The following is an 11,713-nucleotide window of genomic DNA, read 5'->3' on the forward strand; positions in this document are numbered from 1 at the left end:
GTGGTGCTGCTGGAGCAGAACTACCGTTCGACGCAGAACATCCTGTCGGCGGCGAACGCCGTCATCGGCAACAACTTCGACCGCAAGGACAAGAAGCTGTGGACCGACGTCGGGGCGGGAGAGAAGATCGTCGGCTTCACCGGCTACTCGCAGCACGACGAGGCGCAGTTCGTCGCCGACGAGATCGACCGGCTGCGCAAGGCCGGGGTCGGGTACTCCGAGATGGCGGTGTTCTACCGCACCAACTCGCAGTCCCGTGCGCTGGAGGAGATCTTCATCCGCTCGGCGGTGCCGTACAAGATCATGGGCGGCACCAAGTTCTACGAACGGGCCGAGATCAAGGACGCGCTGGCTTATCTGACCGCCGTGGCGAACCCCGCCGACGAGATGGCGGTGCGCCGCATCCTCAACCGTCCGCGTCGCGGCATCGGCGATGTCACCGAGACGGCCATCGCCCGCTACGCCACCGAAGAGCAGATCACCTTCCGCGACGCGCTCGCCAACGCCTCCGCACTGGGCGTCGGGCCGAAGCTGCAGACAGCGATCTCGCAGCTGGATGCCGTGCTGGCCGAGGCATCCGACCTCATGCTGCCCCCTTCCGGGGAGCTGCCGCCGCCGTCGGCGATCGCCCAGGGGCTGACGCTGCTGCTGAACAAGAGCGGCTACCTCGACGCCCTGCGGCGGAGCAAGGACCCGCAGGACGAGGCGCGGGTGGAGAACCTCGACGAGTTCGTCGCGGTCGCGCGCGAATTCGCCCGCAACAATCCCGAGGGCACGATCCTGGACTTCCTCACCGACGTCGCCCTCGTCTCGGATGCCGATGACCTCGACGACGGATCCGGCTCGGTGTCGCTGATGACTCTGCACACCGCCAAGGGCCTGGAGTTCGACACGGTGTTCCTCACCGGCGTCGAGGAGGACCTCATCCCGCACCGCATCTCGGCGGGGGAGCCGGGCGGACCGCAGGAGGAGCGGCGCCTCTTCTACGTCGGCATCACCCGCGCACGCAAGCGCCTCTACCTGTCGCTGGCGATGACCCGCGCGCAGTTCGGCGAGGTCTCGGCGGCCATGCCCAGCCGGTTCCTGCAGGAGATCCCCGCCGACCTCGTGCACTGGCGGCAGTCGCCCGGCGACGTCAACTCGCGCGGCGGCACGCAGTCGCGCGCGCTGAACGCGCGGCGCCCCGGCGGCGGCTCCGGCTCGTCCGGGGGCTTCGGCGGGGGATCGCGCTACGGCGACGACCTAGTGCCGCTCGGGCGCTCCGCCCGCGTCACCGACCCCAGCCGGTTCCCGAACCGCGTGACGGCGAAGGTGCGCGACAACGGCGATCTCGAGCTCGCCGCGGGCGACCGCATCCGCCACGACGACTTCGGCGAGGGCCGGGTCGACACCGTCACCGGCGAAGGTGCCAAGCGCATCGCGCACGTGCGCTTCGACACCGCCGGCGCCAAGAAGCTGCTGATCAAGGTCGCGCCGATCGTCAAGCTCTGAGCGTCTTCCCACCCACCGGCTACGCTCGACAGATGGCTCTGTTCTCCCGGCGCGACAAGAAGACCACTGCACCCGACGAGGTCGAAACGGCTGACGTCGCCCCCGAGCCGGAAGCGCCGGGCGTCGACGCCGAGTCGGTTCCCCAGGTGAACATCTCGATGTCGACCTTCGGCAAGCCCGCCCCGGCGGCCCGGCCGGCGTCGGTGCCCGTGCCCGAGGGTGCTCAGCGCGTGCAGCGCGGACCGGCCGAGGCGCCGGCGCGCACCGAGAGCGTGCCGGGACTGCCGGACAACGTGCTCGTGCGTGCCGCGCTCACGGCGCTGCCGGAGCAGCCCGAACCCCTCGACATCATGATGCTCATGCGCCAGCTGCTGCAGGGCCACCTGTTCGTCCGCGTGCGCGGCGACGCCCGGGCGCAGCTGGCCGAGGGCAAGCAGCTCACCATGGCGGTCTCGGCTGTCGGCGACGACCGCTACCTGTTGGCGTTCACCGGCGGCGACGCCCTGCAGGCCAGCGTCGCGGCCGACGGCGACAAGGAGACCTCCGCAATGGGTCAGCCCGTCGGCGCGATCCTCCGCAACGTCGTCGACGGCCCGTACGCCGGGTTCATTCTCGACCACGCGACCCCGGGTCGTCGGGCCGTCCTGCCCAAGGCACTCGTGGAGAAGACCCTCCAAGACGCGGACCCCGAGTTCACGCTGAAGAACCTGCTCGCCGGTGAGCGCACCGATGAGACGCCGGCCGCCGTCGGCGCAGCCCTCGCGACCACACGTGTGTGGGTCGCCGCAGGCGCCGTGCCCGGCGAGGAGAAGCGCATGGGCGTCTCGGAGGTGCGCGGCGCGAACGGCTCCCGTCACCTCGAGGTGTTCTCGCACCCGCTCGAGGTCGCGGTGCTCGGCCGCAACGACCGCGCGGTGCCCCTCACCCCGCAGCAGCTGTCCAAGGCGCTCGTCGCCGACGCCGGCCTCACCGGCGTCGTCGTCGACCCCGCCGGCCCCTGGATCATGCTCGACCGGGCGGCCCTCGCCCCGGTCCTCGCGCTCACCGCCTGAGCCGCCCTGCGACACCCCGCACCGGGCGGTGCGGGGTGTGGGGCCGCACCCCTAGGGTCGGGGCATGGCATCGGAGCGCATCACCCTCACCGTCCCCGGTCCCGACGGCGACCGGGAGGTCGGCCTCTCGAGCCCCAACCGGGTGCTGTGGCCCGATCTCGGCATCACCAAGCACGAGCTCGCCGAGTACGTGATCGCGGTCGCCGAGCCGTTCCTCACCGCCAACGGCGACCGGCCGGTGTCGCTGGAGCGCTTCCCCGCCGGCATCGACGGGGAACGGTTCTACTCGAAGAATCCGCCCAAGGGCGCGCCGGAGTACGTCGACGAGGTCATGGTCACCTACAACAGCGGGCGTCGGCATCCGCAGGTGGTCCTCCGCGAGATCGCCGCCGCCGTCTGGGCCGTGCAGATGAACACCGTGGTCTTCCACCCGTGGGCATCGCTCGCGGCCGACACCGACAACCCCATCGAGCTGCGCATCGATCTCGACCCGCAGCCGGGCACCGACTTCGCCGACGCCGCCGCGGTGGCGCCCGCCCTGCGCGACGTGCTCGCCGAGGCGGGGCTGACCGCGTTCCTCAAGACCAGCGGCAACCGCGGTATCCACGTGTTCTGTCCGATCGAACCGACCCACGAGTTCCTCGACGTGCGCCACGCCGTCATCGCCGCCAGCCGCGAGCTCGAGCGCCGGATGCCGCAGAAGGTCACGACGAACTGGTGGAAGGAGGAGCGCGGACAGCGCATCTTCCTCGACTTCAACCAGGCCAACCGCGATCGCACGATGGCGGGCGCCTACAGTCCGCGGGCGCTCCCCGGTGCGCCGGTGGCGACGCCGGTGACGTGGGAGGAGCTCGCCGCGGGGGTCGACCCCGCCGCCTTCACCGTGCGCACGGTGCCCCAGCGACTCGCGGACGTCGGCGACCCGTGGGCGGATCTGCAGGCTGCGCCCGGGCGCATCGACACACTGCTGCAGTGGTGGGAGCGCGACGTCGCCGACGGGCTCGGTGAGCTCCCGTTCCCGCCGGACTTCCCCAAGATGCCGGGAGAGCCCCCGCGGGTGCAGCCCAGCCGTGCGCGGCAGCCTGAAGAGGGCTGAGCCCTACGACACCGGCTGGGTGACCGGGTGCTTGGCAGCCTCGGCGACCGCCTTGCGCTTGCGACGCGAGCGGGCCCAGCGCTCGGGGGAGCCTGCTTCGGCCTCGTTCGGCTTCGGGCGCGCCCATCGGGCAGGCTTGTTGTCGCCGTCCCACACCTGAATCGCGCCCCACACGACGGCCGTGATCGGCACCGCGAGTACGGCCCCGAGGATGCCGCCCAGCACCGTGCCGACGGTCAACGCGATCAGCACGACGAAGGCGTGGAGCTTCATCGACCGTCCCATGAGGACCGGCTGCAGGAAGTTGCCCTCCAGCTGGTTCACGAGCACCACGACGCCGACGACGATGAGCGCCACGACCCAGCCGTTGGCGACGAGCGCCACGAGGGCGGCGAGGATGCCGGCGACGGTCGCGCCGACGATCGGGATGAAGGCGAGGAGGAACACCAGCACGGCCAGCGGGATCGCCAGCGGCACCTGCAGGATCAGCAGACCGATGAGGATGCCGAGGGCGTCGACGGCGGCCACCGTCGCGGTGCCGCGGATGTAGGAGCCCAGGGTCTGCACCGTCTTGTCGCCGATGCGCACCGCGCGCTCGTAGTTCTCGCCGCGGAAGGGCCGCAGCAGGAACGCCCACATGCGCGGGCCGTCCTTGAGGAAGAAGAACAGGATGACGACCAGCAGCACGAGCCCCGTGATGAAGTTCGCGACCGCGCCGACGCCGGCGAGGGCGCCCGAGCCGAACTGGGCGCTGGTGACGAAGTCGGTGACCGCGCCGATCCACTCGTCGATCTGGGCCTGGTCGATGGCGAAGGGCAGGTCCCGCGCCCACGCCACGACGGTCTGGAATCCCTCTTCTGCCTGGCCGTAGAGCTCGCTCCACTGGTCCCGAACGGCCCAGACGATGAGCCATCCGACCCCGCCGAGCAGCGCGAAGATGGCCAGCAGCGTCGCGAGGGTGGCAACCAGGGCCGGCACGCCGTGGCGGCGCATCCAGCTCATCACCGGCGCGAACGCCGAGGCGAGGATGAGGGCCAGCACGAGCGGGATCGTGACGACGGTGATCTGCTGGATGCCGAGGATGACCGCCGCGGCCACCGCCACGATGAGGATCAGCTGCAGCGCCCGCATCGCGAGCTTGCCCATGCCGTCGGCCCAGAGGCTCCACGGAGCGCGGTCGGCGCCGAGCTGCACGGGCGACTGGGCGTCCACCCGCAGCGGCGCGTCGATGCTGATGGAGCGGGGTGAGCGCGTGAACAGTCCCATGCGTCGACCGTACCGCCCGCAGGACCAGGACGAGGTGGGTTGACGAGGCGGGATCAGCGGGTCACTGCAGCACGTCGGCCAGGTCGTACGCCGCCACGGCCTCCAGCTGCTCGAACGTGCACGAGCGCGCGTCGCGGTCGGGCCGCCAGCGCTCGAACTGCACGGTGTGGCGGAACCGGTCGCCCTCGAGCTGGTCGTAGCGCACCTCCAGCACCCGTTCGGGGCGCAGCCGCACGAACGAGGTGTCCTTCGCCGACGAGAAGCGTGAGCGGTCGGTCTCGCCGGTGACAGCGGCGCCACTGGCATCCGTCTCGACAAGGGGCGCCAGCTCCTCGACGAGCTCCAAGCGGCAGGCGTTGCTGAACGCCGCCACCCCGCCCACGTTGCGCAGCCGTCCGGCGGAGTCGTACAGGCCCACCAGGAGCGACCCGACGCCCTGCCCGCTCTTGTGGATGCGGTAGCCCAGCGCGACGACGTCGGCGGTGCGCGCGTGCTTGATCTTCAGCATCGTGCGCTTGCCGGGGGTGTAGGGCGCATCGAGCGCCTTGGCGACGACGCCGTCCAAGCCCGCGCCCTCGAACTCCGCCAGCCAGCGGCGCGCCTGCGCGGCGTCCTCGGTGGTGCGGGTGACGTGCACCGGGTCGGGCACGCCGTGAAGCAGATTCACCAGTTCCGCCCGCCGCGTCGCGAAGGGCTCTGCCTGCAGGTCGCGATCGCCGCGCGCCAGCAGGTCGAACGCGATGAACATCGCCGGGGTCTCGGCCGACAGCAGGGCGACGCGGGATGCCGCGGGGTGGATCCGCTGCGACAGCGCCGGCCAGTCCAGCTTCTCCGCGCCGGGTTCGCCCACGGCGACCACGATCTCGCCGTCGACGAGGCACGGTTCGGGGAGCAGCCGGGCGAAGGCCTCGACGAGCTCGGGGAAGTACCGGGTCAGCGGCTTGGCGCCCCGCGAGCCGATCTCGACGTCGGTGCCGTCGAAGGCCACGAGCGCCCGGAACCCGTCCCACTTGGGCTCGAAGCTGTAGTTCGGCCCGTCGGGTACGGCGGGGACGGCCTTGGCCAGCATCGGGGCGGGGATGTCGTACATGTCCCCATCCTGTCGGGCAGGCCCGCGCCTCGCCACGGGCGGTTCGTCGGGGCATACTCGGGTGCATGCGCCCGGTCTTCGAGTTCCTTGCCGCGCACCCCGTGCTCACCGTGTTCCTGCTGGTGGGACTGGGCTCCGCTCTCGGCCGCATCCGCATCGCCGGGGTGTCGCTCGGGGCGATCGGAGTGCTCTTCGGCGCGATGGGCCTGACCGCCTGGGGCGTCTCCATGGGCGTCACCATCGAGCTGCCCGCCCTCATCGGCGACACCGGACTGGTGCTCTTCGCGTTCTGCGTCGGGCTGATCGCCGGGCCGAGCTTCGGGCATGCGCTGCGCACCGCGTACCCGCTGCTGCTGGTCGTCACGGGGTTCCTCATCCTGGCGGCCGCAGCGGCGTTCCTGGTCGGTCGCGCCATGGGCGTCTCGACCCTCACGATCGCCGGCACCTTCGCCGGTGCCGTCACCAACACCCCCGCGCTCGCCGCCACCGGCGGCAGCCCCGAGGCGACGGTGGGCTACGCCAGCGCCTACGTGTTCGGCGTGGTCGGGCCCATGCTCGCGGTCGGTCTGGCGCTGCGCCACCGCGCCGGCGAGACCGGGGGCAGCGTGCCGCTGGTCGACAAGGCGGTGCGCATCGACACGACCGACCGACCGACGGCGCGCGCGCTGCGCGCCAGATACGGCGGGCGCATCACGTTCTCGCGCCTGCGCGCCAAGGGCGGCGCCGACATGGAGACCGTCGGACCCGACACCGAGATGCCGCCCGGCGGCGTCGTCAACGTCGTCGGACCGCAGGATGCCGTCGAGGCGGTGGCCGCCGAGCTCGGCCACACATCGTCGCTGGACATCGTGCACGACCGCTCACGCCTGGAGTACCGGCGCCTGATCCTGTCGAACCCGCAGCTGGCGGGCCGCACACTCGCGAGCCTGGGCCTGCAGGAGCGGTTCGGGGCGACCGTCCCCCGGGTGCGCCGCGGCGACGCCGACATCATCGGCGACGCCTCGCTCGTGCTGCAGCAGGGCGACCGGCTGCAGGTCGTCGGCCCGCGCGACGCCATGCCGGCGCTGACGGAGCTCATCGGCGACTCCGAGCGCGGCATCAGCGACATCAATCCCGCCGCTCTCGGGGTGGGGATCGCGCTCGGCCTCGCGCTCGGCTTCATCCAGGTGCCGCTCCCGGGCGGCGGTGTGTTCGCGCTCGGGCCGGCGGCAGGGGCGCTCATCGTCGGCCTCGTCTTCGGGCGGGTGCGGCGGATCGGCCCGATCGTGACGACGCTGCCGTCGACGGCGGCGAACGTGCTGTCAGAGGTGGGGCTGGTGATCTTCCTCGCCTACGCCGGCACCAAGGCGGGCTCGCTCATCATCTCGGCGATCACCTCGGGCGAGATCCTGCGGCTGCTGCTGCTCGGGTTCATCATCACCACGATCGTGGTGGCGGGCACCTACCTCGTGGCGCGGCACGCGATGCACACCGGTGGCACCCGGCTGTCGGGCGTCATGGCGGGAACGCTCACCAACCCCGCCCTGCTCGCCTTCGCCAACCTGCGCACCGACTACGACACGCGCGTCGCGCTGGCCTACACCCTGGTGTACCCGGCGGCGATGGTGGTGAAGATCCTGCTGGCGCAGGTGCTCGTGGCGCTCTGAGCGCGCTCAGCGCGAGAGCGAGGCCTGCACGCGGCGGGCGACCTCGGCGGCCGGCATGCGCTGCGGGAAGACGGCGACCACGACGTCGTCCTCGGCCGGCGGGCTGGTCGGGGCGACACCGAAGCGCTGCAGGGCGCCGTCGAGTGCCGTGCGCAGCACCGACACCGGCTCCCGCTTCGGTCCCCGCAGCAGCCGGCGCAGCACGTGGTTGTGAACGGCCGTCACCAGCGCGGCGAAACCCACCGCGTCCAGCGGGTCGAGGTCGGGGATCGCCCGGCGCAGGTACTCGTCGAACAGGCGCTCGTAGCGGAACACCGTCACGATCTCCCGGTCGCGCAGGGCCGGTACCTGACGCACGACGGCGTAGCGGCGCCGGGCGAGGTCGGGGTCGGCGGCGAAGTGGCGGTACACCGTCACCGACGCCTCGCACACCGCCTGCCATGGGTCGGGGTGGTCGTCGGCGAGGTAGGCGCGCAGTCGCTCGAGGAGCACCTCGTGGTCGGTGAACACGACGTCGTCCTTGCCGCCGAACTGACGGAAGAAGGTCGAGCGGGACACCCCGGCCGCCTGCGCGATCTGCTCGACCGAGGTCGCCTCGAACCCCTGCGCGGCGAAGAGATCGAGCGCGGCGGCAACGACCGCGGTGCGCGCGGTGGTCACGGCGTCGGTGTCGCTCATGTCAACGGAGCCTACTGCCCGGCCCTGTCAAGCCGTTTGGGGGGATGCTACGTCGGGGGTTGAGTGGGACGATGAGCGCTCTCTGGAAGCAGGACCCCCGTCCCGTCCCGACGCAGCCGTTCGAGCGCGGCGCCCACCGCGATGTGGTGATCGTGGGCGCGGGGCTGACCGGGCTCAGCACGGGCGTGATGCTGGCGCGCGACGGCTTCGACGTCGCCGTGCTCGACGCCGGAGACATCGCCGCCGGGGCGAGCGGGTCGAACACCGGAAAGGTGTCGCTGCTGCAGGGGAGCACACTGTCCACGATCCGCGCCCACCACCCGGCATCCCTGGTGCACGCCTACGTGGAGGCGAACCGTGCCGGGCAGGAGTGGATCCTGGCCTTCGCCGATGCCGCCGGTGTGGACCGCACGACCCACACGGCCTACTCCTATGCGCAGTCCGCCGACGGCACGGACACCGTCGACGCCGAGCACGACGCCGCCCGCGAAGCGGGCCTTTCCACCCGCATCGCCGCCGCCGACGAGCTCGCGGGTCTGCCCTTCCCCGTCGCCCGTGCCGTCGCGCTCGACGACCAGACGGCGCTTGACCCCGACGACCTCACCCGGGCGCTCGCCGCGGCGTTCGTCGCCGCCGGCGGCACCCTGCACACGGGGGTGCGTGTGATGGGCATGTCGGTGATCCCGCGGCCCGAGGTGCGCACGACCCTGGGGGAGATGACCGCGGGCCAGGTGGTGCTGGCCACCGGCATACCGATCATCGACCGGGGGCTCACGTTCGCGAAGGTCAGCGGCAGCCGGTCGTACTGCGTCGCGTTCGACACTCCCGACCCGGTGCCCGAGGGCCTCTACCTCTCCGTCGACGGCCCCACGCGGTCGCTGCGTCCCGTGGCCGAGCACGGCTCACGGCTCATCGTCGGCGGCAACGGCCACCCGGTCGGACGCGCCGAGTCGGAGCGCCGCCTGGTCGAAGATCTCGTCACGTGGACGCAGCAGCACTTTCCCGGCGCCGAGCCCACTCATCGGTGGTCGGCGCAGGATTACACCTCGCACAACCTCATCCCCTTCGTCGGCGTGCTGCCCCGCGGCCTCGGTCGAGTGCGCTTCGCCACCGGCTACGCGAAGTGGGGGCTCACCAACGCCCCGTGGGCAGCGCTGCGCCTGGCGGCCGAGATCCGCGGACAGGCCAGGGAGGAGCTGCCGCAGTGGATGCGGCAGATCGGCACCCGGCTGACGATGCCCGGCGACCTCGGACGCGGGATCGTGGAGAACGCGAAGGTCGCCGGCGCCGCCGCGCGCGGCTGGGTCGGCGCCGAGCGCACCGCGGTGCCGGTGCCCCGCCCCGCGGAGGGGGAGGGTGTCGTCGCGGAGCGGCACGGACGCCCGGTGGGCATCTCGACCGTCGGGGGCGTGACACGGGCGGTGAGCGCGGTGTGCAGCCACCTCGGCGGAGTGCTGGATTGGAATGACGCGGAGCGCTCGTGGGACTGCCCGCTGCACGCGTCGCGCTTCGCGCCCGACGGCACACGACTCGAGGGACCCGCGCGCCGAGATCTGCCCTGTCTGGTGCAGCGGTCGGACGACTGAGGCGGCGACACCACACCGACACCGACACCCGGGCGCCCGGCGCAGGACCCCTCATGCGCGGGTAGTAGGCTGAGGAGTCGGCTGATATCTCGACATCGAGATTGTTTCGGCACCAAAACCCACCGTCGCCCAGCGAAGGATTGCACGTGGATCTGTACGAGTACCAGGCACGAGACCTATTCGAGAAGTACGAGGTGCCGGTGCTCGCCGGCATCATCGCGGACACCCCCGAGGAGGCGAAGGCGGCAGCCGAGAAGATCGGCGGGCTCGTCGTCGTCAAGGCGCAGGTCAAGACCGGAGGCCGCGGCAAGGCCGGCGGCGTCAAGGTCGCCAAGACCCCCGACGACGCCTATGAGGCGGCCAAGGCCATCCTCGGCCTCGACATCAAGGGCCACGTCGTCAAGCGCGTCATGGTCGCCGCCGGTGCCGACATCGCCGAGGAGTTCTACTTCTCGGTGCTGCTGGACCGCTCCAACCGCTCCTACCTGAGCCTCTGCTCGGTCGAGGGTGGCATGGAGATCGAGCAGCTCGCGGTCGAGAAGCCCGAGGCGCTGGCCCGCGTTGAGGTCAACCCCCTCACCGGCATCGACAAGGACAAGGCGCTCGAGATCGCCCGCGAGGCGAACTTCCCCGAGAACCTCGTAGAGAAGGTCGCCGACGTCTTCGTCAAGCTCTACGACGTCTACAAGGGCGAGGGCGCGACCCTCGTCGAGGTCAACCCGCTCGTGCTCACCGGCGCCGGCGACATCATCGCCCTCGACGGCAAGGTCACCCTCGACGACAACGCCACCGAGGTGCGTCACCCCGAGCACGAGCTGCTCGAGGACAAGGATGCCGCCGACCCGCTGGAGGCCAAGGCCAAGGCGGCCGGCCTGAACTACGTCAAGCTCGACGGTCAGGTCGGCATCATCGGCAACGGTGCGGGCCTGGTCATGTCGACCCTCGACGTCGTCGCCTACGCCGGCGAGAAGCACGGCGGCGTGAAGCCGGCGAACTTCCTCGACATCGGCGGCGGCGCCTCGGCGACGGTCATGGCCGCGGGCCTGGACGTCATCCTCGGCGACGAGCAGGTCAAGAGCGTCTTCGTCAACGTCTTCGGCGGCATCACGTCGTGCGTCGCGGTGGCCGAGGGCATCGTCAAGGCCCTGGAGATCCTGGGCGACACCGCCACCAAGCCCCTCGTGGTGCGTCTGGACGGCAACCAGGTCGAGGAGGGGCGCGCGATCCTCGCGGCCGCGAAGAACCCCCTCGTCACCCTGGCCGCCAGCATGGACGAGGGCGCCGACAAGGCCGCCGAGCTCGCGAACGCCTGACCCCCGGACGAAGAAGGACTACGCAATGTCGATCTATCTCAACAAAGACTCCAAGGTCATCGTCCAGGGCATCACCGGCGGAGAGGGCACCAAGCACACCGCGCTGATGCTCAAGGCCGGTACGGACATCGTCGGCGGCGTCAACGCCCGCAAGGCCGGCACGACCGTCTCGCACACCGACAAGGACGGCAACGCCGTCGAGCTGCCCGTCTTCGCCTCCGTCGCCGAGGCAATGGAGAAGACGGGCGCCGACGTCTCGATCGCCTTCGTGCCGCCGGCGTTCACCAAGGACGCCATGATCGAGGCCATCGACGCCGGCATCGGCCTGCTCGTGGTGATCACCGAGGGCGTGCCCGTGGGCGACACCGCCGAGGCGTGGGCGTACGCCGAGAGCAAGGGCAACGCCACGCGCATCATCGGCCCGAACTGCCCCGGCATCATCACGCCGGGTGAGTCGCTGGTGGGCATCACGCCCGCCAACATCACCGGCAAGGG

General features: G+C 71.4%; 10 protein-coding genes. 7 read left to right on the plus strand and 3 right to left on the minus strand.

Annotation, left to right across the window (positions count from 1 at the left end; genetic code table 11):
* From NQ160_RS10630 to ligD, 3 genes are all read left to right on the plus strand, one after another.
* Positions 1-1,491, plus strand: a 1,491-nt coding sequence (locus tag NQ160_RS10630; protein WP_257515215.1) for an ATP-dependent helicase, incomplete at its 5' end; no start/stop codon positions are given.
* Positions 1,492-1,523: 32 nt separating this feature from the next.
* The gene (locus NQ160_RS10635) at positions 1,524-2,543 is read left to right on the plus strand and encodes an SseB family protein (protein WP_257515216.1); all 1,020 of its coding nucleotides are present in this window, start codon (positions 1,524-1,526) and stop codon (positions 2,541-2,543) included.
* A 64-nt stretch (positions 2,544-2,607) separates the two neighbouring features.
* Positions 2,608-3,639 (plus strand): non-homologous end-joining DNA ligase, encoded by a 1,032-nt coding sequence (ligD, locus tag NQ160_RS10640; protein ID WP_257515217.1) that lies wholly within the window; start codon positions 2,608-2,610, stop codon positions 3,637-3,639.
* Between the two features lie 3 nt (positions 3,640-3,642).
* On the opposite strand, the gene NQ160_RS10645 is transcribed toward ligD, so the two are convergent.
* On the minus strand, positions 3,643-4,905 hold the full coding sequence (locus tag NQ160_RS10645; RefSeq protein ID WP_257515218.1) for an AI-2E family transporter: 1,263 nt from the start codon (positions 4,903-4,905) through the stop codon (positions 3,643-3,645).
* Between the two features lie 61 nt (positions 4,906-4,966).
* Positions 4,967-5,995, minus strand: coding sequence for an ATP-dependent DNA ligase (locus NQ160_RS10650; RefSeq protein WP_257515219.1), 1,029 nt, complete (start codon positions 5,993-5,995; stop codon positions 4,967-4,969).
* 65 nt (positions 5,996-6,060) lie between these two features.
* Between NQ160_RS10650 and NQ160_RS10655 the strand changes: the two genes are divergently transcribed.
* Positions 6,061-7,641 carry an aspartate:alanine exchanger family transporter gene (locus tag NQ160_RS10655; protein WP_257515220.1) on the plus strand — a complete coding sequence of 527 codons (1,581 nt, stop codon included), beginning with the start codon at positions 6,061-6,063 and terminating at the stop codon, positions 7,639-7,641.
* Positions 7,642-7,647: 6 nt separating this feature from the next.
* Here NQ160_RS10655 and NQ160_RS10660 read toward each other — a convergent pair whose 3' ends face one another.
* Positions 7,648-8,319, minus strand: a complete 672-nt coding sequence (locus NQ160_RS10660) for a TetR/AcrR family transcriptional regulator (protein WP_257515221.1) — start codon at positions 8,317-8,319, stop codon at positions 7,648-7,650.
* 71 nt (positions 8,320-8,390) lie between these two features.
* On the opposite strand from NQ160_RS10660, the gene NQ160_RS10665 reads away from it, so the two are divergent.
* The 3 genes from NQ160_RS10665 to NQ160_RS10675 all read left to right on the plus strand — a co-directional run.
* On the plus strand, positions 8,391-9,905 hold the full coding sequence (locus NQ160_RS10665; RefSeq protein ID WP_257515222.1) for an FAD-dependent oxidoreductase: 1,515 nt from the start codon (positions 8,391-8,393) through the stop codon (positions 9,903-9,905).
* A gap of 146 nt (positions 9,906-10,051) precedes the next feature.
* On the plus strand, positions 10,052-11,218 hold the full coding sequence (sucC, locus tag NQ160_RS10670) for an ADP-forming succinate--CoA ligase subunit beta (RefSeq protein ID WP_257515223.1): 1,167 nt from the start codon (positions 10,052-10,054) through the stop codon (positions 11,216-11,218).
* 25 nt (positions 11,219-11,243) lie between these two features.
* The coding region (locus NQ160_RS10675) for a CoA-binding protein (protein ID WP_257515224.1) at positions 11,244-11,713 on the plus strand (470 nt) is incomplete at its 3' end.

This window comes from Microbacterium sp. zg.Y909, assembly GCF_024626565.1.

What these genes read in the sequence shown, in the direction of transcription:
- NQ160_RS10635 (WP_257515216.1), top strand. Translation starts at nt 1,524, where the DNA reads ATGGCTCTGTTCTCCCGGCGCGACAAGAAGACCACTGCACCCGACGAG.
- ligD (WP_257515217.1), top strand. Translation starts at nt 2,608, where the DNA reads ATGGCATCGGAGCGCATCACCCTCACCGTCCCCGGTCCCGACGGCGAC.
- NQ160_RS10645 (WP_257515218.1), bottom strand. Translation starts at nt 4,905, where the DNA reads ATGGGACTGTTCACGCGCTCACCCCGCTCCATCAGCATCGACGCGCCG.
- NQ160_RS10650 (WP_257515219.1), bottom strand. Translation starts at nt 5,995, where the DNA reads ATGTACGACATCCCCGCCCCGATGCTGGCCAAGGCCGTCCCCGCCGTA.
- NQ160_RS10655 (WP_257515220.1), top strand. Translation starts at nt 6,061, where the DNA reads ATGCGCCCGGTCTTCGAGTTCCTTGCCGCGCACCCCGTGCTCACCGTG.
- NQ160_RS10660 (WP_257515221.1), bottom strand. Translation starts at nt 8,319, where the DNA reads ATGAGCGACACCGACGCCGTGACCACCGCGCGCACCGCGGTCGTTGCC.
- NQ160_RS10665 (WP_257515222.1), top strand. Translation starts at nt 8,391, where the DNA reads ATGAGCGCTCTCTGGAAGCAGGACCCCCGTCCCGTCCCGACGCAGCCG.